Source organism: Pseudomonas sp. F3-2 (assembly GCF_038804275.1).
Lineage (GTDB): Bacteria > Pseudomonadota > Gammaproteobacteria > Pseudomonadales > Pseudomonadaceae > Aquipseudomonas.
Map to the genome: position 1 here is coordinate 5,172,390 of NZ_CP152388.1, position 22,111 is coordinate 5,194,500.

22 protein-coding genes and 4 tRNA genes are annotated in these 22,111 nt (G+C 60.7%); 14 read left to right on the forward strand and 12 right to left on the reverse strand.

What is annotated here, in order from left to right; all coding sequences use genetic code 11:
* From AAGQ88_RS23145 to yacG, 4 genes are read left to right on the forward strand one after another with little or no spacing between them, the layout of a single operon-like run.
* Complete coding sequence (locus tag AAGQ88_RS23145) at positions 1–1,218, forward strand: type II secretion system F family protein (protein WP_342653693.1); 1,218 nt, start codon at positions 1–3, stop codon at positions 1,216–1,218.
* 1 nt (position 1,219) lies between these two features.
* Entirely contained in the window at positions 1,220–2,092 is an 873-nt protein-coding gene (locus AAGQ88_RS23150; RefSeq protein WP_342653694.1) for an A24 family peptidase, read from the forward strand.
* Positions 2,092–2,721, forward strand: coding sequence for a dephospho-CoA kinase (coaE, locus tag AAGQ88_RS23155; protein WP_342655871.1), 630 nt, complete (start codon positions 2,092–2,094; stop codon positions 2,719–2,721). The genes AAGQ88_RS23150 and coaE overlap by 1 nt, the downstream gene beginning before the upstream one ends.
* A complete protein-coding gene (gene yacG / locus AAGQ88_RS23160) occupies positions 2,721–2,924 on the forward strand; it encodes a DNA gyrase inhibitor YacG (protein WP_062378727.1) in 204 nt (67 codons plus the stop codon). The genes coaE and yacG overlap by 1 nt, the downstream gene beginning before the upstream one ends.
* A 69-nt stretch (positions 2,925–2,993) precedes the next feature.
* Here yacG and AAGQ88_RS23165 read toward each other — a convergent pair whose 3' ends face one another.
* Together AAGQ88_RS23165 and AAGQ88_RS23170 are read right to left on the reverse strand one after the other, a co-directional pair.
* The gene (locus AAGQ88_RS23165) at positions 2,994–3,680 is read right to left on the reverse strand and encodes an energy-coupling factor ABC transporter permease (protein WP_342653695.1); all 687 of its coding nucleotides are present in this window, start codon (positions 3,678–3,680) and stop codon (positions 2,994–2,996) included.
* Positions 3,681–3,841: 161 nt separating this feature from the next.
* Positions 3,842–4,486, reverse strand: coding sequence for a hydrolase (locus tag AAGQ88_RS23170; RefSeq protein ID WP_342653696.1), 645 nt, complete (start codon positions 4,484–4,486; stop codon positions 3,842–3,844).
* Positions 4,487–4,644: 158 nt separating this feature from the next.
* Here AAGQ88_RS23170 and AAGQ88_RS23175 point away from each other — a divergent pair, with 158 nt between their 5' ends.
* On the forward strand, positions 4,645–5,544 hold the full coding sequence (locus tag AAGQ88_RS23175; RefSeq protein WP_285426253.1) for a LysR family transcriptional regulator: 900 nt from the start codon (positions 4,645–4,647) through the stop codon (positions 5,542–5,544).
* A 176-nt stretch (positions 5,545–5,720) separates the two neighbouring features.
* Here AAGQ88_RS23175 and AAGQ88_RS23180 read toward each other — a convergent pair whose 3' ends face one another.
* From AAGQ88_RS23180 to AAGQ88_RS23195, 4 genes are all read right to left on the reverse strand, one after another.
* Positions 5,721–6,674, reverse strand: a complete 954-nt coding sequence (locus tag AAGQ88_RS23180; RefSeq protein ID WP_342653697.1) for a 2-hydroxyacid dehydrogenase — start codon at positions 6,672–6,674, stop codon at positions 5,721–5,723.
* Between the two features lie 31 nt (positions 6,675–6,705).
* On the reverse strand, positions 6,706–7,470 hold the full coding sequence (locus tag AAGQ88_RS23185; protein ID WP_342653698.1) for an SDR family oxidoreductase: 765 nt from the start codon (positions 7,468–7,470) through the stop codon (positions 6,706–6,708).
* A gap of 57 nt (positions 7,471–7,527) precedes the next feature.
* Positions 7,528–8,229 carry a fumarylacetoacetate hydrolase family protein gene (locus AAGQ88_RS23190; RefSeq protein WP_342655872.1) on the reverse strand — a complete coding sequence of 234 codons (702 nt, stop codon included), beginning with the start codon at positions 8,227–8,229 and terminating at the stop codon, positions 7,528–7,530.
* A gap of 218 nt (positions 8,230–8,447) precedes the next feature.
* Positions 8,448–9,791 (reverse strand): MFS transporter, encoded by a 1,344-nt coding sequence (locus tag AAGQ88_RS23195; protein ID WP_285426250.1) that lies wholly within the window; start codon positions 9,789–9,791, stop codon positions 8,448–8,450.
* Between the two features lie 324 nt (positions 9,792–10,115).
* On the opposite strand from AAGQ88_RS23195, the gene AAGQ88_RS23200 reads away from it, so the two are divergent.
* The 5 genes from AAGQ88_RS23200 to AAGQ88_RS23220 all read left to right on the forward strand — a co-directional run bounded on the left by AAGQ88_RS23200 (position 10,116) and on the right by AAGQ88_RS23220 (position 13,836).
* Positions 10,116–11,018 carry an AraC family transcriptional regulator gene (locus tag AAGQ88_RS23200; RefSeq protein ID WP_093464638.1) on the forward strand — a complete coding sequence of 301 codons (903 nt, stop codon included), beginning with the start codon at positions 10,116–10,118 and terminating at the stop codon, positions 11,016–11,018.
* 90 nt (positions 11,019–11,108) lie between these two features.
* Positions 11,109–11,738: a DUF1780 domain-containing protein gene (locus AAGQ88_RS23205; protein ID WP_120127636.1), complete on the forward strand. Its 630-nt coding sequence runs from the start codon at positions 11,109–11,111 to the stop codon at positions 11,736–11,738.
* Complete coding sequence (locus tag AAGQ88_RS23210; protein WP_342653699.1) at positions 11,735–12,268, forward strand: MOSC domain-containing protein; 534 nt, start codon at positions 11,735–11,737, stop codon at positions 12,266–12,268. Before AAGQ88_RS23205 ends, AAGQ88_RS23210 begins: the two co-directional genes overlap by 4 nt.
* A 32-nt stretch (positions 12,269–12,300) precedes the next feature.
* The gene (locus AAGQ88_RS23215; RefSeq protein WP_342655873.1) at positions 12,301–12,474 is read left to right on the forward strand and encodes a DUF3094 family protein; all 174 of its coding nucleotides are present in this window, start codon (positions 12,301–12,303) and stop codon (positions 12,472–12,474) included.
* 63 nt (positions 12,475–12,537) lie between these two features.
* The gene (locus tag AAGQ88_RS23220) at positions 12,538–13,836 is read left to right on the forward strand and encodes an NAD(P)/FAD-dependent oxidoreductase (RefSeq protein ID WP_285426248.1); all 1,299 of its coding nucleotides are present in this window, start codon (positions 12,538–12,540) and stop codon (positions 13,834–13,836) included.
* 227 nt (positions 13,837–14,063) lie between these two features.
* On the opposite strand, the gene AAGQ88_RS23225 is transcribed toward AAGQ88_RS23220, so the two are convergent.
* Entirely contained in the window at positions 14,064–15,464 is a 1,401-nt protein-coding gene (locus tag AAGQ88_RS23225; RefSeq protein ID WP_342653700.1) for a diguanylate cyclase, read from the reverse strand.
* A 79-nt stretch (positions 15,465–15,543) separates the two neighbouring features.
* Positions 15,544–16,500, reverse strand: coding sequence for a LysR family transcriptional regulator (locus tag AAGQ88_RS23230; protein ID WP_342653701.1), 957 nt, complete (start codon positions 16,498–16,500; stop codon positions 15,544–15,546).
* 162 nt (positions 16,501–16,662) lie between these two features.
* Between AAGQ88_RS23230 and AAGQ88_RS23235 the strand changes: the two genes are divergently transcribed.
* From AAGQ88_RS23235 to pstS, 4 genes are all read left to right on the forward strand, one after another.
* A complete protein-coding gene (locus AAGQ88_RS23235; RefSeq protein ID WP_342653702.1) occupies positions 16,663–17,961 on the forward strand; it encodes an MFS transporter in 1,299 nt (432 codons plus the stop codon).
* A gap of 31 nt (positions 17,962–17,992) precedes the next feature.
* Positions 17,993–19,177, forward strand: a complete 1,185-nt coding sequence (gene rhmD / locus AAGQ88_RS23240; protein ID WP_093464655.1) for an L-rhamnonate dehydratase — start codon at positions 17,993–17,995, stop codon at positions 19,175–19,177.
* A 12-nt stretch (positions 19,178–19,189) separates the two neighbouring features.
* Complete coding sequence (locus AAGQ88_RS23245) at positions 19,190–19,990, forward strand: HpcH/HpaI aldolase/citrate lyase family protein (protein WP_342653703.1); 801 nt, start codon at positions 19,190–19,192, stop codon at positions 19,988–19,990.
* Positions 19,991–20,246: 256 nt separating this feature from the next.
* Complete coding sequence (gene pstS, locus AAGQ88_RS23250) at positions 20,247–21,281, forward strand: phosphate ABC transporter substrate-binding protein PstS (protein WP_342653704.1); 1,035 nt, start codon at positions 20,247–20,249, stop codon at positions 21,279–21,281.
* Between the two features lie 222 nt (positions 21,282–21,503).
* Here pstS and AAGQ88_RS23255 read toward each other — a convergent pair.
* The 4 genes from AAGQ88_RS23255 to AAGQ88_RS23270 form a co-directional block, all read right to left on the reverse strand.
* Positions 21,504–21,580: transfer RNA gene (locus AAGQ88_RS23255), tRNA-Pro, on the reverse strand.
* 95 nt (positions 21,581–21,675) lie between these two features.
* A tRNA-Lys gene (locus AAGQ88_RS23260) sits at positions 21,676–21,751 on the reverse strand.
* Between the two features lie 6 nt (positions 21,752–21,757).
* Positions 21,758–21,834, reverse strand: a tRNA-Pro gene (locus AAGQ88_RS23265).
* Positions 21,835–21,854: 20 nt separating this feature from the next.
* Positions 21,855–21,930: transfer RNA gene (locus tag AAGQ88_RS23270), tRNA-Asn, on the reverse strand.
* Positions 21,931–22,111: the final 181 nt, after the last annotated feature.

Consider the following 22,111-nt stretch of genomic DNA (forward strand, 5'->3'; position numbering starts at 1 on the left):
ATGGCGACCAAAGCAGTAAAAGTCAGCGTCTACACCTGGGAGGGGCTCGACAAGAAAGGCGTCAAACAAAAGGGCGAAATCAACGGCCACAACCCCGCGCTCGTCAAAGCCCAGTTGCGCAAGCAAGGCATCAACCCGACGAAAGTCCGGAAGAAAGCCGTTTCGATCTTCGGCTCCGGCAAGAAGATCAAACCGCTGGACATCGCGTTCTTCAGTCGCCAGATGGCAACGATGATGAAAGCCGGCGTTCCTTTATTGCAGTCGTTCGACATTATCAGCGAAGGCTCCGATAACCCGAACATGCGCAAACTCGTTGACGACATCAAACAGGAAGTGGCTGCCGGGCACAGTTTTGCCACGGCCTTGCGGCAGAAGCCTCAGTATTTCGACGACCTGTTTTGCAACCTTGTCGACGCGGGCGAGCAAGCCGGTGCGCTTGAGTCGCTGCTCGATCGAGTGGCCACCTACAAAGAAAAGACCGAGTTCCTCAAAGCCAAGATTAAAAAAGCCATGACCTACCCGATTGCCGTGGTCATCGTGGCGATCATCGTGAGCGGGATTCTGCTGATCAAAGTGGTGCCGCAGTTTCAGTCCGTGTTCGCCGGATTTGGCGCGAAGCTGCCCGCTTTTACGCTGATGGTCATTGGTCTTTCGGAAATCGTTCAGAGTTATTGGTACATCCTTCTGGGCGCCATGCTGGTCGCTTTTATGGCCTTCCGCAAAGCCTACAAGACCTCGGAAAAGTTCAGGGATCGCATCGACCGCATGCTGTTGAAGGTACCGGTGATCGGCCCGCTTCTGTTCAAATCGGCGGTCGCCCGTTTTGCCCGGACGCTTTCAACCACCTTCGCTGCCGGTGTGCCACTGGTCGATGCTCTCGACTCAGTTGCTGGCGCGACCGGCAACGTGGTTTTCCGCAACGCCGTGCATAAGGTCAAACAAGACGTTTCCACCGGTATGCAGCTCAACTTTTCGATGCGCAGCACGGGCGTCTTCCCGATGCTGGCCGTGCAGATGACCGCCATCGGCGAGGAGTCCGGCGCGCTGGATTCGATGCTCGATAAGGTCGCGACGTATTACGAAGAGGAAGTCGACAACATGGTCGACAGCCTCACCAGCCTGATGGAGCCAATGATCATGGCCGTCCTCGGCATCATCGTCGGCGGGCTCGTGATCGCCATGTACCTGCCCATCTTCCAGCTCGGAAACGTCGTCTAACATGTCTGTTCTTGACCTTCTGGCCAGCTCCCCGCTGGCCTTTGTTCTGTGCGCGCTGGTTTTGGGGCTGCTGGTGGGCAGCTTCATCAACGTCGTGGTTTATCGCCTGCCCAAGATGATGTTGCAGGACTGGAAGGCTCAGGCGCGCGAAGTGCTGGAACTCCCCGCCGAGCCGAAACCCGAGACCTTCAACCTGCTGCTGCCTCATTCTCGCTGCCCGCATTGCGCGCACCGAATCCGCGCCTGGGAGAATCTGCCGGTCGTCAGCTACCTGTTTCTGGGCGGCAAATGCTCCCGCTGCAAGGCGCCCATCAGCAAGCGTTATCCCGTCGTCGAACTGGTGTGCGGATTACTGTCGGCTTTCGTCGCCTGGCATTTCGGCTTCGGCTGGCAGGCTGCGGCCGTGCTGGTGTTGAGCTGGGGCCTGCTGTCGATGAGCCTGATCGACGCCGATCACCAATTGCTGCCGGACGTGATCGTGCTGCCGCTGCTGTGGCTTGGGCTGATCGTCAATGCGTTCGGGCTTTTTGCTTCGTTGACCGATGCGCTGTGGGGCGCGGTGTTCGGGTATCTGGTGCTGTGGGCAGTGTTCTGGCTATTCAAGCTGGTGACTGGCAAGGAAGGCATGGGCTACGGCGACTTCAAATTGCTGGCCATGTTGGGCGCCTGGGGCGGCTGGCAGATTCTGCCGCTGACGATCTTGCTGTCCTCGCTCGTTGGCGCGGTGTTGGGCCTGATTCTGCTGCGTTTGCGCAACGTCGAGACCAGCACGCCGATTCCCTTCGGCCCTTATCTGGCTATCGCGGGGTGGATCGCATTGCTCTGGGGTGATCAAATAACCACTTCGTATTTGCAGATCGCCGGTTTCAGATGATGGCTCCCGAACCGCAACCCGCCGCACAACCCTGGACTCTTGGCCTGACCGGCGGCATCGGCAGTGGCAAGAGTGCGGCTGCGCAATGTTTTGTCGAGCTGGGCGTGCATCTGGTGGACGCCGACCAGGCCGCACGCTGGGTGGTCGAGCCGGGTCGCCCTGCCCTTCGGCACATTGCCGAGCATTTCGGGGCTGGCGTGTTGCAAGCCGACGGCACGTTGAATCGCGCCGCGTTGCGAGAGCTGATTTTCAAGGACCCGACACAGCGCGTTTGGCTGGAAGGGTTGCTGCATCCGCTGATTCGCGAGGAAATCCGTCAGTACCTGGCGCGAGCCGAATCGCCTTATGCGATTCTGGTTTCACCCTTGTTGCTGGAGACTTCACAGCATCAGATGGTGCAGCGGGTGTTGGTCATCGACGTGCCGCAGGCCTTGCAGATCGAACGCACCGTGCTGCGTGACAAGACCAACGAGGAGCAGGTCCGGGCGATTCTCAATGTCCAGGCCAGCCGCGAAGAGCGCCTGAGCCGCGCGGATGACGTGATCGTCAACGACCGCGACCCGGCGTGGCTGAAAAGCGAAGTTCAGCGGCTGCATCACTTTTATCTTACTTTGCGTGGAGGCCAATGATGAGCCAACCAATGACCGTCGATTGCCCAACCTGCGGAGCGCCTGTGGAATGGACCCCGGAAAGCAAGTTCCGGCCGTTCTGCTCAGACCGTTGCAAACTGATCGATCTGGGCGCGTGGGCATCGGAAGAACATGCCATCCCGGTGGCGCCCGATGCCGAAGACGAATTGTTCTCAGGGGATTTCGACCCGCGCCAGCATTGATCGAGCACAGTTGCGGAGTCGAATCCAGTCGGTGACAGCGGGCTTGTTCGCGAAGACAGAAGGCGGCCATCAAGTGTCGTCTTCGTCCTTCCACGGCGCTGACAGATAGCGCGTGCGATTGAACGTCTCTAGCCACTCGGGGCAGAACACCACCAGCGCCGTCACGATCATCCCGTTGATGAAGGCTTCGGGAAAGATGATCAGCCACAGATACCCGATGAAATCCCCCAGCCATTCCGGCATCGCGAAAAGGCCGTCATGCCACAGTACGCCCACCGCTAAAAGCAGGCACAGCATTGCAGCCAGCCCGGCGGCGAAAAATCCGGAGCAGAAGATGTAGGTGAAAGGGTTCTTGGGCTGTGCGCGCTCGACGATCAACGCACAGCCTTCGGTGATCAAGACCGGCAGCACGATCAACAGCAGCCCATTGACACCCATCGCGGCCAGATCCTGCCTGCCCATCGCCAGCATGCCCAATTGCGCAATCAGCCCGCCGACGATAGCCAGCGGCCAGTCCAGCAGTAACGTCACGGCGGTCATACCCAGAAAATGGTAAGAGACACCGCTGTCGAAATCCCGCCGCATCAACCACAGCAGAAACAGGGCGAAGACCGTCCCGAACAGCAGGTGCTGGCGACGCGTGTCGGTGAACAGCTCGACCCACGGGCAACGCCATGCCGCCCACAACACCATCGGCGCGTACAGGAACCAGGCGAGGGTCATGGTCTGGGGAGTGAGAACCTGGGCGCCGATCATGATGGCAGGCTTGGGGAGAGGAGACAGGATGAGTCTAGTCCTTCACCGCGTCAGCGAAGGTCACCCGTCGCGCTGACGGGAAATCCAGACGCACGAACGCCTGCGCAGCACGGCTTTGCGGTAAGCGGTGCTGCACAGGCGATATCAGTGTGTGTGGCTTGTTAACCGAGCTTACGTTGCGGTGCGCCATGCACCATGGTGTACGCGTAATCGACGCCCATGCCGTACGCACCGCTGTGTTCCAGAACCAGTTCCATCACCGCTTCGTAGGTCTCTTTGTGAGCCCAGTCGCGCTGGAATTCGAGCAGAACCTGTTGCCAGGTCACCGGCACTGCGCCTGCTTGAATCATGCGTTGCACCGACATGTCGTGAGCTTCTCTGGTCGTGCCGCCGGAAGCGTCGGTCACGATGTAAACCTCGTAGCCTTCGGCCAGTGCATCCAGCGTCGGGAAGTTCAGGCAGACCTCGGTCCAGAGCGCTGCAATGATCAGCTTTTTGCGACCGGTGGCCTTCACCGCTTCGACCAGCTTCTTGTCTTCCCAGGAGTTCATCGAGGTGCGCTCGATCGGCTGACTTTCCGGGTTCACTGCCAGCAGTTCCGGCCAGATGAAGCCGCTGAAGCTCTTGGTTTCGACCGAGGTGTAGATGGTCGGCACGTTGAAGATCTTGGCGGCCTTGGCCAGGCCCACGGTGTTGTTCTTCAGCGTCTGGCGGTCGATCGACTGAACGCCGAATGCCATCTGTGGCTGGTGGTCGATCAGGATCAGAGCGGAGTTGGTTGGGTTCAGCAGTTCGCGGATAGACATGGCATGTTCCTTTAGATGTCGAAATCAGAGTGAGAAATGGGGTTAGCCGCTGCGCTGTGTTGCGCTTGTTGGCTGGCTTGGAAGTGAATTTACGGACTAGGCGGCATTGGAACAATCCCATAGAATTGAGACTCATTGTTTCCAATTCAGGGACGGCTATGGACCGGATCGAATGCATGCGCGCTTTCGTCGCGACGGTGGGCGCTAACGGTTTTGCCGCCGCGGCCCGCGCGCTGGACGTACCACGCTCAAAAGTCAGTAAGCAGATTCAGGCGCTGGAGGAAGCCATCGGCGTGCAGTTGCTGCAACGCACCACTCGCAGCTTGCATCTGACCGAAGCAGGCGCCGAATACTACGACTCGTGTCGAGATGTCATCGCCGCGCTGGACGAAGCCGAACAGCGCGCACGCACCGGCATGGGAGAGATACGTGGCGTGCTGCGGGTCAACGCGCCGATGTCGTTTGGTCTGAGCCGTCTGGGGCCGCTGATTCCGCACTTCAACGAGCAGCACCCGAACGTCGAGTTGCAGGTGGTGCTCAGCGACGAACAGGTTGATCCGGTGAAAGGTGGGTTCGACGTGACGATTCGTATCGCCAGCCTGCCGGACTCCTCGATGGTGGCCCGCTCGCTGGCACCGGCGCCGCGGATCATGGTGGCGTCCCCGGCGTATCTGGCGCGCGAGGGCACGCCGCAATCGCCCAAGGATCTCGGCAACCATAAGTTTCTGAGTTATGGCTATCTGCAAAGCGGCGTGAGCCTGCAGCTGTGCAACGGCAAGGAAACCCAACGCGTGACCGTCAGCGGCCCGCTCCACGCCAATAACGGCGACATCCTGGCGCAGGCAGCCGTGGCGGGAATGGGCATCGCCTTGCTGCCAAACTTCATCATCGAACGCGCCGTCGCCGATGGTCGTCTGGTCCCCGTCCTGTGCGAGTGGCAAGCCCCGGCGATTTCTGTGAACGCGGTCTACCCCTCCGCCCGACGAGTGCCGATGAAAACGCGGGCGTTCATCGATTTTCTGGTCACCGAACTGGCGTTGGGCTCTGCCGGATTTTGAGGTTGTTGCCACAGCCTTCAGAGCAGAATCCGACATCAAACCGCAAAGCCGGTGCACGCGGTTTGTCTGATGTTCCGAGGCGGCCGGTTTTACGACTGCTGCGCAGCCGATCGTCCGAGTGCGGCCCAGGGCAAGCCACACTCCTACAAGGTGGTGCGGCGATGACGGGGTTCGGCTCACGCCACGGCGCCGACCGGTTCTTGACCTGCCAACACGGCGGCGAGGCTGGCCAGCACCATTTCGCCCATGCGCGTGCGGGTCTGGACGGTTGCGCTGGCGCGGTGTGGTTGCAGCACGACGGTTTCCAGGCCGAACAGGACGTCTGGCACGTGAGGTTCGTCGACGAAGACATCCAGTCCCGCGCCTGCCAGGGTGCCGGCTTGCAGCGCGGCGATCAGGTCAGGTTCGTTGACCAGGCTGCCGCGCGCGACGTTGATCAGATAGCCCTGCGCGCCCAGCGCCTCCAGCACGGCGGCATTGATGATGCCTTTGGCCTTGTCGGCTGCGGCCGCGACGATCAGGGCGTCACTTTGCCCGGCCAGTTCCACCAGATCGCTGACGAAGGTGTACGGCACGTCACTCATCGGCTGCAGGTCGGTGTAGCTGATCGGGCAGCCGAAGGCCGCTGCACGCGTGGCGACCGCGCGCCCTACCCGGCCCAGTCCGACGATACCGACGCGCATGCCACTGAACTGCCGCGCCAGTGGCAATGGCACCAGCGGCGTGGCAGTCCGCGCCCACTCGCCGGAGCGCACATAGCGGTCGGCAGTGCCGAGCCCGCGACAGGCCGAGATCAGCAGACCAATGGCAAGGTCAGCGACGTCTTCGGTCAGTGCGCCAATGGTCGCCGTCACGCGGATACCGCGATCCCGCGCATAGGCCAGGTCCACCGCATCCGTGCCGACGCCATTGACCGCGATGACTTCCACTTTCGGCAGTTGCTCCATCACTTCGCGAGTGATGCCGGTGTGTCCGCCGGTGACCACACCGCGAATAGTGGCGCCATGCTCGCGCAGGTAAGCCGCCTTGTCGGTCTGCTGAAAATAAGGCCGCACGGTGTACAGCTCGTTGAGGCGCGCATTGATTTCCGGGATGAGGATCGGGCTCAGCTGGAGAATTTCAGGTTTCATCGGAATCTCGCTCATATCGAATCGGACAGGATCAACCACGGCCCACGAAAGGCATGTTGGTCGCCATGACGGTCATGTTCAGCACGTTGGCCGACAGCGGCAGTGCCGCGATGTAGCGCACGGCATCGGCGATGTGCTTGACGTCGATCATCGGCTCCACGGCAGTCGAGCCGTTGGCCTGGCGCACGCCCTTGGTCATGCGCACCGACAGTTCGGTCAAGGCATTGCCGATGTCGATCTGGCTGCAGGCGATGTTGAATTCACGACCGTCGAGCGCCAGGCTTTTGGTCAGGCCCAACACGGCGTGTTTGCTGGCGGTGTAAGGCGCGGTGAACGGACGGGGCACATGGGCGGAGATCGAGCCGTTGTTGATGATGCGTCCACCTTGCGGCGACTGCTTGCGCATTAGCCCAAAAGCGCTGCGGCTGCACAGGAAAACCCCGGTGACATTGGTGTCGATCACACTCAGCCACTTCTCGATGGGCAGCTCGTCCATCGGCACGGCCGGGGCGTTGACGCCGGCGTTGTTGAACATTACATCGAGGCGACCGTAAACCTCCTCGATCGTGGCGAAGAGGTGGTCGACACTGGCCGGATCGCGAACATCGCACGACACCGCCAGGGCTTCCCCGCCCTGCTCTCGCGCCAGGCTGACCAGCTCTTCGAGCGGCTCCAGCCGGCGCCCGGTTACCACCACTTTGTAGCCATCTTCCAGCAGGCCCAGCGCGACCGAGCGACCGATGCCGCTGCCAGCGCCTGTGACCAAGGCAATTTTGGAAAGGGATTGATCAGTCATTATTGTTCTCCTTGTTTCCTGTCTGAATGCAGTGCTTGCAAAATCGCTTAACGGGGTTCAATCGGCGCGGCGGCTGCCGATGCGCACTTCGAACTCGCCGATGCCGACGACGCCACCGGTGATCACGTCGCCCGCGTCCAGGGCAGCGACGCCTGGCGGCGTGCCGGTCATGATCAGATCGCCAGCCCGCAGGCTGACCGAATGTGACAACTGGCTGATGACCTCACTGACCGACCAGATCTGACTTTCCAGATCCGAGCGCTGCCGCTCGACCCCATTGACGCTCAGCCAGATAGCGCCTTGGCGCGGGTGACCGTTGCGGCTGGCGGGCAGAATGGCCGTGATGGGCGCCGAGCCATCGAACGCCTTGGCCGGCTCCCAGGGATTGCCCACGGCCTTGGCCGCCATTTGCAGGTCGCGGCGCGTCAGGTCGAGCCCTGCGGCATAACCCCAGACGTGATCCAGCGCCTCTTGCTCTCTGATCTGAAAGCCGTCCTTGCCGATGGCCACGACCAGCTCGATCTCATGGCAGAACTGCTCGGTCTGGGTCGGGAAATCCAGCTCGCCGGAGGCATCGATGACCGACGTCGCGGGCTTCATAAAAAACGCCGGCACTTCGCGAACCGCGTTAAGGGTGTCGCCCCAGTAATAGTTGCGGCCCAGGCAGAACACCCTGCCGACCGGGAAGCGTCCGGCACTGCCGCTGACTGGCAGACTCGGGACGCGCGGGGGATCGATAACAAACTCACTCATGGAAATTCCTCAGGCCTGCAGCGCTCGCTACTCATCACCGTGACAGGCATCGCGCTGCAGAAGGTGGCCGTTTGATCCTGAGACTACGGGATCAACTCGCCCGAAAGTTGGACAAAACCGTGTTCGCGCTGGACTAAAAAACTCAATCCTGTCGTCCATAAAAAAGGCGTACTCGCGTACGCCTTTGCCTAGTCCGGCAGAAGGTCACACACACATGCTTGCGCTTACTTCGCCTTGAGCTCGATCCGGTAGATACGGCCCAACAGCAGCGAATACGACAGGGTTCCGATGCACGCCACACCCCCGATGAACCAGAAGGCCCAGGCAAAACTGCCGGTCACATGAAGAATCTGTCCGATCACGATGGGCGTGACAATGCCGCCAATGTTGGCCGCCAGGCTGGTGATGCCGCCGGTCAGGCCAATCAGCTCCTTGGGCGCGATTTCCGACACTGCGGCCCATGAGGCCGACGCGATGCCCTGGGCGAAGAAGGCAATGGTCAACAACGCGATGCAGACTTCGTTGGAATCGGTGAAGTTGACCAGCATGATCGACATGCCCAGCGCAGAGCCGACAACCAGCGGCAACTTGCGGGCGAAAGACAGCGACGTACCGCGCCGAATCATCCAGTCCGACACGATGCCCGCCAGCAAGACGCCCACGGTCGCGCCAATGAACGGCAACACCGCGAAGATGCCCACTTTGACCATCGTCAGGTGGCGCTCTTCGATCAGGTAAGTCGGGAACCAGGTCAGGAAGAAGTACAGCGCCGACGTGCTGGCGAACTTGCCCAGACAGATCGCCCACACCTGGCGGTACTTCAACAGCTCGGCAATTTGCGCCCACTTGAACTTGTTCTTTTCCTGGCTGCTTTTCACCAGGCCACCACCGTCCTCGATGTACTGCAGCTCCTGCTTGCTGACCTTCTTGCAGTTCAACGGATCGCGGTACAGGTACAGCCAGGCGACGCCAAACAGAATGCCGACGATGCCGGTGCTGTAGAACACATGGCGCCAGTCGTAGGTCGTTGCCAGCCACAACAGCAAGCCGGTGAACAGCGCGGTGCCCAGGTACTGACCGCAGACGTAAATGCTGCTCGCCATGCCGCGCTCTCTTGCCGGAAACCAGACCGTGACCGCGCGGCTGTTGGCGGGAAATGCCGGCGCTTCCATGGCGCCGATGGCCAGACGCAGCCCGAACAACGAAGCGAAGCCACCCGCCAGCCCCTGGCAGACAGTCACGGCCGACCAGGAAATCAGCGAGGCGCCATAGGTCAGGCGAGAACCGAAACGGTCGGCGATGAAACCGGCAGGCACCAGCGCGAAGGCGTACGTCCAGGCGAACGCGGAGAAGATCAGGCCCATCTGGACCTTATCCAGCCCCAGGTCTTTGGCCATGAACGGCGCGGCGATGGAGATGTTCACCCGGTCCACGTAATTGATGATCGTGGCGATCAGCAACAGTGAGAGCATGAACCAGCGACGATGGGAGGTTGGGCGGGCCGGTGCTGCCGCCATGGGTGCGGCGGAGACGGCATCGATAGCCCGAATATCGGGATTGCTCGACATGTGAATTCCTCGTTGTTTTTATTGGAATCGAGTGATGAAGCGCAGCCCTAAGTTATCGTACGACCGGTTTTAAACAACCCGCTGCTTAGAACGTTTCGGGATTTCGGAACAGGCCCGTAATTATTTGTCCAAGAAATTCCCGAGCGTCGGCAACCCTCCTTGTCTGACTTTTTTGTGTGGAAATGGGCGTAGTAGAGCGGCTCTTTCATTTCGAACCTTCCGCAAAGTTTTTGGACAAAAAGACTGGCGAGCGACAGCGGAAAAGTTTTGAATCAGGTCATATGACAACCGACAATAAGAAACACCGCAGTGAGGAACCGCATCATGGAATCTGCCAACCGCGTACCCACTTATGGAATGCAGCAACGCAGTGAGCGGCCAGACTTCTACATCCGTGGCAAAACCGAGGGCAAGCCTGAAACCGCGCCCCATCGTCACGAATATTTTCAGATCCAGATCAATCTCGGCGGTGACACCGTGCAGCACATCGGCGGCGTCGTGCGGCCCTTCCCGCGCAACACGCTGGCGTTCATCCTGCCGCACAAATTGCATCTGATCCCGCATCCGCCGGAAGGCAATTTCCTGCTGATCAACTTCGCCCAGACCTTCCTGCTGCCGCAGTTGCAGTGCGATCCGCTGGACCTTGAAGACGTCGCCATCGCGCTGGCACCCGAGCTGTCGCCGTTCCGGTTCCAGGAGCATCTGGATTTCACGCTCGGTGCCGAAGACTTTGCCGAGGTCCAGCGTTTGCTCGACCGCATGCGCGATCTGGACAAGGATCGTCAGTTCGGCACGCGCGAGATTCTCAAGGGCTATCTGCTGCAATTGATCGGCACCATCTGCCAGCTGTACGCCGAACCGATCAAGCTGCTGGCCGATGATAACGCCGCCGAACGCAGCCGCCGCGATGCGCTGGCGAGGATGTCGGAGTACGTGCGCAAGAACCTCAGCGACCCCGACCTGAGCCTGAAAAAGGCGGCGTCCGCGGCCTTCCTGTCACCCAATTACCTGACCCACTGGCTGCGCAAGGAAGTCGGTAAAACCTTCAGCGAGCTGGTGCTCGAACGGCGCATGCACCTGGCGCGCACGCTGCTGCTCAACGGCAGCAAACCGGTCGGAGAAGTCGCGCGGCTGTGCGGCTTTGCCGATGAGGCGTACTTTTCACGACGCTTCCGTCACGCCCACGGCATGCCGCCTGGGCAATTTCGCAAGCAACGGGATTTATAGGCCGCCGTCGCGCACTGGGGCGTTCCTCTGGATCAACTTTATGTCCCTGTCGGCGTTTCATCTTCACGCCAGAGCGCTAAGCTTGCCGTCATGGATGACTCCGACTACCTGCGTCTGTTGACGATCCAGGCCGAGCAAGCCAATGCGTTTCTGTCCAATGCGCGCAAGTGGGAACGCGAGCGTTGGGTGTGCCAACGGTTGCTGCAAGGCTTGAACATTCCTCACCGCACCGACGATTTTCTGCCCGCCGGGCAAGAGCCGCCGGACGTACTCTTTCGCGATGCGTGTTTCGAGGTGTTCTTCGTGCTCGATGAAGGCCGTCGGCTCAACGATGAGTGGCGCGAAGAGTTACAGCGTCGGCGCAGCGCGTTTTCCCTCAGTCAGTTGGTGCGCCGCGAAGCCAAACCCAAGCGCATCCCGGCCGCTGAACTGCTCAGACGCCTGGCGCCGACGTTGCGCAAGAAAGCCCATAACTACAAGGAGCGCGGCCTGGATCTCAGCGAACTGGACATCATCGCGTTCGCCAGCCTCAAACGCGAAGTGCTGGACCTGAACAGCCACTTCCCGCCGCCCACCGAGTACCTGCGCCAGGGCTGGCGCTCGCTTTCGCTGGTAGGGCCGACCTTTGCGCGGGTATTGTTCGCCCATCCGGACGCCCCGGATTTTCTGCGGACCAATCTGGGCCGCAGCGTGGTGTTCGACGTGGGAATCAGCCTATGAGTCCGTTGCAAGCCCTGATCGCCGACGTGCCGCAGCGCGGTCGCGTGCGCTGGATAGGCGTACGTCCGCAGTCGCGAGAAGAGATGATCGAACTGGAGGCGGTCGAGGCGCGCCGCGAGGCCGGCCTGACGGGCGATCATGCCCGTCCCGGTCCGCGCAATGCCCGCCAGGTGACGCTGATTCAATGGGAGCATCTGGCGGTGGTCAGTGCTCTGATGGGGCGCGGGGAAGACAATCCCGTCCTGCCTCGGGACCTGCGACGTAACATCGCAGTCAGCGGCATCAACCTGTTCAGCCTGAAAAACCGTCGCTTCCGCATAGGCCAGGCGGTGTTCGAGACCACCGGCTGGTGCCAGCCGTGCGCCAGACTGGAGCAACGCCTGGGCCACGGGACCTTTCAGGCGGTACGCGGACATGGCGGAATTACCGCGCGAGTGTTACAAAGCGGCATTATCCGTCTGGACGATGTCCTGCGTATCGAACCGCTGGACGACGACAACGAATCTAATGCATCGGTGGCCATCGGTTGATGACGCCGATCAATGTTCATGCCGAGGCTCGAATGACCAGCCGCCTGAACCCTGACGACCAAAAGCGTGTCGAAGAGTACCTTCGAGCACCTCAGCACCAAGTCGAGCGCCGGCCATTCAGGCCCTGGCTGCTCCTTGTGGTGGTGCTGGTCGTGGTGATCGGACTGGGCCTGTTGAGCCGTTTACTGAGCTATCTGACGCTATGAGCTGCCTGGCGCTCGCTCGGATAGAGCCTGAAGAGAATTCCTTAAGCCTTATGAGATATCCCCATGACTCATCGTATCGTGATCGTCGGCGGAGGCGCTGGTGGTCTGGAGCTGGCTACCCGCCTGGGTAAAACGCTGGGCAAGAAAGGCACCGCCAGCGTCACGCTGGTAGACGCCAATCTGACGCACATCTGGAAACCCTTGCTGCACGAGGTCGCCGCAGGCTCGCTCAACTCCTACGAGGATGAGCTGAACTATGTCGCGCAAGCCAAGTGGAATCACTTCCAGTTTCAACTTGGTCGCATGACCGGGCTGGACCGCGAAAACAAGCAGATTCACCTGGCGGCAACGCAGGATGAAAACGGTCAGGAGCTGGTCCCGGCGCGCAGCCTGAGTTACGACTCGCTGGTGATTTCCGTCGGCAGCACCACCAATGATTTCGGTACCAAGGGCGCGGCGGAGCACTGCCTGTTCCTCGACACGCGCAAACAGGCCGAACGCTTCCATCAGCAGTTGCTCAATCGTTACCTGCGTGCGCATGCCAGCGAGCTGGCGGCCACCGAAGAAATCAACGTGGCGATCGTCGGCGCCGGTGCGACGGGCGTCGAGCTCGCGGCAGAACTGCACAATGCCGCCCACGAACTGGCGGCCTATGGCCTGGGCCAGATCAAACCGGAAAACCTGCGGATCACGGTCATCGAGGCCGGTCCTCGGGTGTTGCCGGCCTTGCCTGAACGGATCGGCGGGCCGGTGCACAAGACGCTGGAAAAGCTCGGCGTGACCGTGCTGACCAACTCGGCGGTCAGTGAAGTGACTGCCGACAGTCTGGTGACGGCGACCGGCCAGGTGATTCCGGCGACCCTGAAGGTCTGGGCAGCAGGCATTCGCGCACCGGCGTTTCTGGAAGGCATTGCCGGGCTGGAGACCAACCGCATCAATCAGCTGCAAGTGCGCCCGACCCTGCAGACCACCCGTGACGACAACATTTTCGCGTTCGGCGACTGCGCGGCCTGTCCGCAAAAAGGCACCGACCGCAACGTCCCGCCACGCGCACAAGCGGCGCACCAGCAAGCCTCGCTGCTGGTCAAATCGCTCAAGCTGCGGATCGAAGGCGGCGACCTGCCGGAATACAAATACAAGGATTACGGCTCGCTGATTTCGCTGTCGAAGTTCTCGGCGGTCGGCAATCTGATGGGCAACCTGACCGGCAGTGTCATGCTCGAAGGCTGGCTGGCGCGGATGTTTTACGTCTCGCTGTACCGCATGCACCAAATGGCGCTGTACGGCACGTTTCGCACGCTGATGCTGATGCTCGGCAGCCGGATCGGTCGCGGAACCGAACCGAGGATGAAGCTGCACTAAAGACGATGGCCTGCCGTGCATATGGCAGGTTCTCAACGTTGGCTTTAACGCCCCTTCCATCAGCGGCGTCACACTCGAAGCCTTCCCGGCTAAAGCCGGTCCTACGAAGAGGTCGCAGCTTCAGTAGGACCGGCTTCAGCCGGGAAGAAGCCGGCGCAGATGCAGAGGTTTTAAATCAGCCTTCGCCAGCAAGCTCGCCCCACAGGTTTTATGCCGCTCCATGCCGACTACGGCATCACCCGCCCTTTGCCCGAGTGCTTGGCTTTGTACATCCAGCGATCGGCTTCGCGCATGAGTTCGTCCGGCGCTTTGCCCGAGCCTGGCTCGTACATGGAGAACCCGACGCTGGCGTTACTGCGGATGACGTCGCCTTTGATGATGATCGGCTCGGCAATCGCCGCCAGCAGCTTTTTCGCCACTTCCCGCGCTTCGTCGGCACCCGGGACAATGCCTTCCAGCACCACGATGAATTCGTCACCCGCCAGCCGCACCAGGCTGTCGGTCCTTCGCACGCAGGTTTGCAGGCGAGCGGAAATGGTACGCAGCAGATGGTCGCCCGCATCATGCCCGTAGGTGTCGTTGATGCCCTTGAAGCCATCCAGATCGATGAACATCAGCGCCAGCTGCAACCTGGAGCGGTCCGCCCGCGCCTGCGCGATCGGCAGTAACGCATCCAGCGCGCGTCGATTGTGCAGACCGGTGAGCGCGTCGTGCCGCGCTTCTTGTTCCAGTTCCTTGCGCGCCTGAATGTCCTGAATGATGGAGATGAAGTAATCCAGATCGCCGTTCTCGGACAGCTTCTTGGTCACGCTCAGGCTGACCCACACCGACGCGCCGCCCTTGCGCAGATAACGCTTTTCCAACTGATACCGGTCGATCTCGTTACCGACCAGTTGATTGAGCAATTCCATGTCCGTGTGCAGGTCATCCGGGTGGGTGATGTCCTGAAAGGTCAGGTGTTTGAGCTCCTCCGGCGTGTAGCCGATGATTTCGCATAACGCCGTGTTGACGCTGATCCAGCCACCGTCCGGCGCCACCAGCGCGATGCCCACTGAAGCCAGCTCGAACATCGACCGATAGCCCGCTTCGCTGGCCTTGAACAGAGCGTCAGAGCGGCTTTTCTGCAACCGCGCCAGCATCAGGTTCTCCCTCAGCTGCACTTCACGACTGACGATGTCGGCCAGATCGCGAAGGATGTCCAGCTCCTCCTGAGTCAGTTCACGCGGGCGCTCGTCAATGGCACACAAGGTGCCTACAGCGAAGCCTCTGCTGGTGCGAATGGGCACGCCGGCGTAAAAACGGATATGGGGCGCGCCGGTCACTAACAGGTTGTCGCGAAAGCGCTCATCTTCGGCGGCGTCGGGGACGACAAGGGGTGTGCTCTGCAGGATGGCGTGGGCGCAGAAGGCCATTTCTCTGGGCGTTTCCGGCGCATCGAGCCCCGTGCGGGACTTGAACCATTGCCGGTCCTCATCGACCAGCGAAACCAGCGCGATCGGCACATCAAGCACACGTGCCACCAGACGGGTGATCCGGTCGAGTGACGCTTCGGCCGGGGTGTCGAGAATTTCCAGTTGATGCAGCGCCTCGAGGCGCTCGTTTTCATACAGAGGAATTGGCGCTTTCATATACCGGCCGATCCTGAAAAGACTGTCTGGAGTCTATACCCCACACCTTGAATGCGCACCCACGGACAGAAATCAGTCATTAATCCGACGCGATCGGCTGCGCAGCGGCCCGGTGCCGCAGCAACTCGATGAATTGCATCAACTCGCGACTCGCCGCCTCGCCCCGGCGCGTCAACAGACCGAACGGCGCCATCCGCTCCTCGATCCTCACGGGCAGCGCCTTGACCAGCCCCATTTTCAGGTAATCGCGCAGCGCCGACTCGGACAGCACCATGATGGCATCGGTGAGCTGAACCAGTTGCTGCATCGAATACACCGAACTGCATTCGATGATGTCGGCAGGCGCGGGCAGTGCGAGCCTCTCCAGCGCCTGATCGAACGCCATGCGCGCCGGGCTGCTCTCGGGTTGCAGAATCCAGGGCCAGTCGCTGACCAACTCGGCCCAGTCGAGCTTGCGCCGCCTGGCAAGCGGATGGCCCTGGTGCACGACGACCATGAGCTGCTCGTTGCCCAAGGGCTCGAACGCGTAGTGCTCGCGGTCGGTGGAGGCATTGCGACGCGCGATGGCCAGATCGATGCGGCCCTGCTCGAGCAACTGAATCACCTGATCGCTGGTATCGCCCATGATGCGGATGCGCAACTGAGGGTTGAGCGTCTTGATCTCGGCCACGGCATTCATGACCAGATCAGGCGCCGCGCCCATGATCGTCCCGATCGCCAGATAACCGTAGCCACCGTGAAGCCGAGCCTGCATGTCGGCGGCACAACGATCGAGCCCACTGAGCGCGGATTCGGCAAAGCGCAGAAGCTCCATGCCCAAGGCCGTCGGGCGCATGCCACGCGGCAGGCGCTCGAACAGTTCGCAGCCGAACATGTCCTCGATTTCGTGAAGCATGCGCGTCGCGGCGGGCTGCGACATGTGCATGTTCAACGAGGCGCGGTGCAGGTTGAGGCTGGACCCGAGCACGACCAGCATCTGCAGATGCTTGTAGCGCAGACGGCTGAACAGCTGCTGTGAGGAGACGTTTTCAGCCATCGACTGACCTCTGTGGACCGATACCTTGAGGGTATCGATCTTAAGCTAAAAACGATTAGTCACGCATCGCTTCGCAGCAGTAGAGTCCTTCTCATTCCGGGCTGACCGGAACGGCGATACGCCGGCTTACGCAGTCAAATAATTCCAAAAAAGGAAACTGTCGTGAACACACTCCCCGCGTCCTTGCTGGCCAAGGTCTCATGGCGTCTTCTGCCCTTTCTGTTGCTGATGTACATCATGGCGTTTCTCGATCGCGCCAATGTCGGCTTCGCCAAGCAGGCTTTCCAGGCTGATACCGGTATCAGCGACGCGGCGTTCGCCTTCGGCGCTGGCGTGTTCTTCGCCGGTTACGCGCTGCTCGAGGTCCCCAGCAACCTGATGATGCACAGGATCGGCGCCAAGCTGTGGATGTGCCGGATCATGGTGACGTGGGGCCTGGTGTCTGCGGCGATGGTCTTTGCCCACACCGAAACGACGTTTTATGTGCTGCGCTTCCTGCTGGGCGTGGCCGAGGCCGGCTTTTTCCCTGGCGTCATCCTCTACCTGACCTATTGGTTCCCCAATGCCGCGCGAGGCCGGGCCATGGGCTTTTTCTACTTCGGCGCGCCGCTGGCGTTCATCTTCGGCAGCCCGCTGTCCGGCCTGTTGCTTGAACTCGATGGCGTGCTGGGCAGCCATGGCTGGCAATGGCTCTTCGCAGTCGAGGGGCTGATGGCGACTGCCGTCGGCGTGTGGGCCTACTTCTATCTGGACAACCGCCCGGCCGATGCCAAGTGGCTGACCGCTGATGAGCGTCAGCAATTGCAGGCCGTGCTCGATGCCGAAGACAGCGAAAAACAGCGCCACGGCAGCGTGCTCAAGGCCATGTGCCAACCAGCGGTGCTGTACCTGTGCGTGATTTACCTGCTGATTCAGGCCAGCGTTTACGGCGTGGTGTTTTATCTGCCCAGCCAGGTCGCTGGCCTGATGGGCAGCAAAGTCGGCCTCATGGTCGGCCTCGTCAGTGCCATTCCGTGGGTCTGCGCGCTGATTGCCGCCTGGCGCGTCCCTGCGATTGCCGACCGCACAGGCCAGCGTCGGACGGTCGCGGCGCTGACGCTGGTGGTGTCAGGTCTGGGCATCGCCGCGTCGGTGACGTTCGCCAACCCGCTGCTGGGCATCCTGGCGCTGTGCTTTGCTGCATCGGGGTTCATCGCCGTGCAACCGGTGTTCTGGACCTTCCCGGGAAGTTTCCTGGCGGGCAGCGCCGCCGCAGGCGCCATCGCTCTGATCAATTCGTTCGGCGCGCTGGGCGGATTCATCGCGCCAATCATCAAGAACTGGGCCGAAGGCGCCTTTCAGACGCCGACGGCGGGGCTTTATCTGCTGTCAGTGACCACGCTGATCGCTGCGGCGCTGGTGATGGGCATTCGCTCGCCCAGAACCGGGACACCCCACACGTTACCGACCTTTCAACACTGATCGCCATTCTCTCGGATCACAGGAGTCCTCCATGAGCACGCCCACCATCAAACACGTCCGCGCTTTCGTTCTGCGCGGCGGCGGTGCCGATTATCACGACCAGGGCGACGGCCACTGGATCGACGACCACATCGCCACGCCAATGAGCAAATACCCGGAATACCGTCAAAGCCGCCGCAGTTTCGGGATCAATGTGCTCGGCACCCTGGTGGTGGAAATCGAAGATTCGGCAGGCAACGTCGGCTTCGCCGTGACCACCGGCGGCGAACCCGCGGCGTACATCGTCGAGAAACATCTGGCGCGTTTTGTCGAAGGCGCGAAGGTCACCGACATCGAGAAAATCTGGGATCAGATGTACCTGTCGTCGCAGTACTACGGCCGCAAAGGGCTGGTGATCAATACCATTTCCGGCGTCGACCTGGCGTTGTGGGACCTGCTCGGCAAAGTGCGTCAGGAGCCGGTTCATCAATTGCTGGGCGGTGCAGTGCGCGATGAGCTGCAGTTCTACGCCACCGGCGCCCGCCCGGACCTTGCCCAGAAAATGGGTTTCATCGGTGGAAAGCTGCCCCTGCACCACGGCCCGGCGGAAGGCGAAGAAGGCCTGCGCAAAAACCTCGAGGCGCTCGCCGTAATGCGCGAGCGCGTGGGCAAGGATTTCTGGCTGATGCTCGATTGCTGGATGAGCCTGGACCTCAACTACGCAACAAGGCTGGCCCACGGCGCGCAGGCGTTCGGACTGAAATGGATCGAGGAGGCGCTTTCGCCTGACGATTACTGGGGTTACGCCGAGCTGCGCAAGAACGTGCCCAAAGGCATGCTGGTCACCACCGGTGAGCACGAAGCCACGCGCTGGGGGTTCCGCATGCTGCTGGAAATGGGCTGCTGCGACATTATCCAGCCGGACGTCGGCTGGTGCGGCGGCATCACCGAACTGATCAAGATTTCTGCGCTGGCCGATGCCCATAACACGCTGGTCGTGCCGCACGGATCTTCAGTCTACAGCTATCATTTCGTCGCAACGCGCACCAACAGCCCGTTCGCCGAGTTTCTGATGATGGCGCCCAAGGCTGATGAAGTCGTGCCGATGTTCCATCCACAACTGCTCGGCGAGCCGGTACCGGAAAACGGGCGCATGCGACTGTCCAGGCTTGATCAGCCGGGGTTTGGCGTCACGCTCAACCCTGAATGTCAGCTTCATCGTCCGTACACGCACTGACAGGAAATGGTTATGAAAATGCCTCACAACGCGTTCAAGGCCGCTTTGGCCAGACGCGAGCCGCAGTATGGAATCTGGGCCGGTTTCGCCACGGGCTATGCGACTGAAATCGTCGCCGGGCTGGGATATGACTGGATGCTGATCGATGGCGAGCATGCGCCGAACACCGTGCCGAGCATCCTTGCGCAATTGCAGGCGGTAATGCCCTACAGCACCGCGCCCGTCGTGCGCGCCGTGACCGGCGATGCCGTGCTGATCAAGCAATTGCTGGATGTCGGCGTGCAGACGTTGATGGTGCCGATGGTGGAATCCGCCGAGCAGGCCCGCGCGCTGGTGCAGGCAATGCGTTATCCACCGCACGGCATTCGCGGCGTCGGCGGCGGCCTGACCCGCGCCACGCGCTGGGATGCCGTGCCGGATTACCTCAACACGGCCCACGAGGAGCTGTGCCTGATCGTGCAGGTGGAATCGCGCAAAGGCGTCGAAAACGTGGAAGCGATCGCGGCGGTTGAAGGCGTCGACGCCGTGTTCATCGGCCCGGCGGATCTGTCGACCGGCATGGGCCATATCGGCAATCCGTCGCATCCCGACGTCCAGGCCAGCATTCGCCATGCGGTGGATGCCACCCTCGCGGCGGGCAAAATCTGCGGCATCCTTGCGCCTGCCGAGGAAGATGCCCGGCGCTACATGGGCTGGGGTTGCCAGTTCGTGGCCGTGGGCATCGATATCAGCCTGCTGCGTCAGGCGGCGAAGGAAAACCTGGCACGCTACCGCGAACCTCAGGACCTCGCCGCGCCCTCGCGGACGTACTGATCTCCCGAACTGTGGGAGTCAGCCAACGGGCTTTGAAGCCCCCATCGATCAACGGCGTCACACCCGACGCCTTCCCGGCTGAAGCCGGTCCTACGAAAGCTCGCAGCGTCTGTAGGACCTGCTTCAGCCGGGAAGATGCATACATCTAAATTCACCGCCCCTGCTTTCCGACATTTTCTGTCATAAAAACGTGCTGATTACTGTGATCCCATTAAGACATCACACCCCGATGTCGCCCGATTACAGGAAGTCACCCATGTTTCGATTTTCCCGAATGATGCTGGCCGCAGGCCTTGGCATTGCGCTCAACCTGTCTTTGCCGAGCAGCGCTGGCGCGGCGCAGGAGGTGACCGGCGCCGGCTCCACATTCATTTATCCGGTGCTCTACAAATGGGCGACCGATTACAACAAGAAGACCGGCGTCAGGGTGAATTATCAGAGCATCGGTTCCGGTGCCGGTGTGGCGCAGATCAAGGACGGCGCCGTGGACTTCGGTGCAACTGACGTACCGATGAGCCCGGCCGACTTGCAGACACTCGGCCTGCAGCAATTTCCGTCGGTGATCGGCGGCGTCGTGCCGGTGATCAACGTGGCATCGATCAAGCCCGGCAGCATGAAATTCACCGGCAGCGTGCTGGCCGACATCTACCTGGGCAAAATCGCGCGCTGGAACGACCCTGCGCTGGTGGCGCTGAACCCCGAGCTCAAACTGCCGGACGCCAAAATCAACGTGGTCTACCGCTCGGAAGATTCAGGGACTACGTACAACTGGGTCAGTTATCTGTCTCGCCTGAGCCCTGAGTGGCAAAGCAAGGTTGGCGCAGGCACTTCTGTGAAATGGCCCGTCGGTATCGGCAGTAAGGGGAGCGAAGGCGTAGCGTCCTACGTGAAGCAGATGCCCAATTCCATCGGCTACGTCGAGTACGCCTACATCAAGCAGCAGAAGCTCAACTTCGGCCTGTTGCAAAACGCTGCCGGACATTTCGTCGTGCCCAGCGCTGAAACATTCCAGGCCGCTGCTGCAACGGCTGACTGGAAAACCGCCAAGGACTTCGACTTGTCGTTGCTCAATGCGCCGGGCGACAACGCTTATCCGATCACCGCGGCGACCTTTATCGTGATGTACAGACAACCCAAAGACGCAGATCGTCAGAAGACCGTTCAGGATTTCTTTCGCTGGACACTGGAAAGCGGCCAGGAGCTTGCGCGCTCGCTGGACTTCGCGCCGATTCCTGACGATCTGAAGAACCAGATCGAGCGCTATTGGGGCGATACGCCCAAGGCGCAGTGACGTTGTAACCCCGCGGCGCTGGGCGAATGACGGCCGATTGCCAGAGCCGTACAGTCGCAATGAATAAAGACTCATGCGAAAACCGTGCAGCACCGGAGGAATGAGGGAAGGCAAGAAGAGTGGCGGAAACGAAAAAGGCGTCCCGAAGGACGCCTTTTTGTGGGCTTCGACACGAGTGGCGTCGGAGCCGGATTTTCTGCCCGGGTACTGCTGGGGCGAAAATGGTCGGGGTAAGGGGATTCGAACTCCTGACATCCTGCTCCCAAAGCAGGCGCGCTACCGGACTGCGCTATACCCCGATGAAACAGAGAAACACCTCGTAAGGCGTTCCTTAAGCGGGTGACGCAACTGGCGTCACTCCCTAAGATTCAACCCGATGAAGCCAGGTCAAAAATGGTGGGTCGTGTAGGATTCGAACCTACGACCAATTGGTTAAAAGCCAACTGCTCTACCAACTGAGCTAACGACCCAAATAATGGTCGGGGTAAGGGGATTCGAACTCCTGACATCCTGCTCCCAAAGCAGGCGCGCTACCGGACTGCGCTATACCCCGACGGTACTACGTCTTGAAATTGGCTCCGTGACCAGGACTCGAACCTGGGACCCAATGATTAACAGTCATTTGCTCTACCGACTGAGCTATCACGGAACGATCTATCAATTTCAGATGTAGCGTTTGACGCGCTTCGACACAACAAATTCAGTACATCTTTGCAAGACGAGTCCTGCACCTACGACCCTGAATCTACTGCATTTTCAGCCTCTTCGACCTGTCTGCATCGCTGCGTTCACGTCTCTGAGGCGCGCTATTCTACATTCCCAGAAACACC

Excerpts from the sequence above, each read along its gene's own strand:
- AAGQ88_RS23145 (WP_342653693.1), top strand. The coding sequence starts at position 1 with ATGGCGACCAAAGCAGTAAAAGTCAGCGTCTACACCTGGGAGGGGCTC.
- AAGQ88_RS23150 (WP_342653694.1), top strand. The coding sequence starts at position 1,220 with ATGTCTGTTCTTGACCTTCTGGCCAGCTCCCCGCTGGCCTTTGTTCTG.
- coaE (WP_342655871.1), top strand. The coding sequence starts at position 2,092 with ATGGCTCCCGAACCGCAACCCGCCGCACAACCCTGGACTCTTGGCCTG.
- yacG (WP_062378727.1), top strand. The coding sequence starts at position 2,721 with ATGAGCCAACCAATGACCGTCGATTGCCCAACCTGCGGAGCGCCTGTG.
- AAGQ88_RS23165 (WP_342653695.1), bottom strand. The coding sequence starts at position 3,680 with ATGATCGGCGCCCAGGTTCTCACTCCCCAGACCATGACCCTCGCCTGG.
- AAGQ88_RS23170 (WP_342653696.1), bottom strand. The coding sequence starts at position 4,486 with ATGTCTATCCGCGAACTGCTGAACCCAACCAACTCCGCTCTGATCCTG.
- AAGQ88_RS23175 (WP_285426253.1), top strand. The coding sequence starts at position 4,645 with ATGGACCGGATCGAATGCATGCGCGCTTTCGTCGCGACGGTGGGCGCT.
- AAGQ88_RS23180 (WP_342653697.1), bottom strand. The coding sequence starts at position 6,674 with ATGAAACCTGAAATTCTCCAGCTGAGCCCGATCCTCATCCCGGAAATC.
- AAGQ88_RS23185 (WP_342653698.1), bottom strand. The coding sequence starts at position 7,470 with ATGACTGATCAATCCCTTTCCAAAATTGCCTTGGTCACAGGCGCTGGC.
- AAGQ88_RS23195 (WP_285426250.1), bottom strand. The coding sequence starts at position 9,791 with ATGTCGAGCAATCCCGATATTCGGGCTATCGATGCCGTCTCCGCCGCA.
- AAGQ88_RS23200 (WP_093464638.1), top strand. The coding sequence starts at position 10,116 with ATGGAATCTGCCAACCGCGTACCCACTTATGGAATGCAGCAACGCAGT.
- AAGQ88_RS23205 (WP_120127636.1), top strand. The coding sequence starts at position 11,109 with ATGGATGACTCCGACTACCTGCGTCTGTTGACGATCCAGGCCGAGCAA.
- AAGQ88_RS23210 (WP_342653699.1), top strand. The coding sequence starts at position 11,735 with ATGAGTCCGTTGCAAGCCCTGATCGCCGACGTGCCGCAGCGCGGTCGC.
- AAGQ88_RS23215 (WP_342655873.1), top strand. The coding sequence starts at position 12,301 with ATGACCAGCCGCCTGAACCCTGACGACCAAAAGCGTGTCGAAGAGTAC.
- AAGQ88_RS23220 (WP_285426248.1), top strand. The coding sequence starts at position 12,538 with ATGACTCATCGTATCGTGATCGTCGGCGGAGGCGCTGGTGGTCTGGAG.
- AAGQ88_RS23225 (WP_342653700.1), bottom strand. The coding sequence starts at position 15,464 with ATGAAAGCGCCAATTCCTCTGTATGAAAACGAGCGCCTCGAGGCGCTG.
- AAGQ88_RS23230 (WP_342653701.1), bottom strand. The coding sequence starts at position 16,500 with ATGGCTGAAAACGTCTCCTCACAGCAGCTGTTCAGCCGTCTGCGCTAC.
- rhmD (WP_093464655.1), top strand. The coding sequence starts at position 17,993 with ATGAGCACGCCCACCATCAAACACGTCCGCGCTTTCGTTCTGCGCGGC.
- AAGQ88_RS23245 (WP_342653703.1), top strand. The coding sequence starts at position 19,190 with ATGAAAATGCCTCACAACGCGTTCAAGGCCGCTTTGGCCAGACGCGAG.
- pstS (WP_342653704.1), top strand. The coding sequence starts at position 20,247 with ATGTTTCGATTTTCCCGAATGATGCTGGCCGCAGGCCTTGGCATTGCG.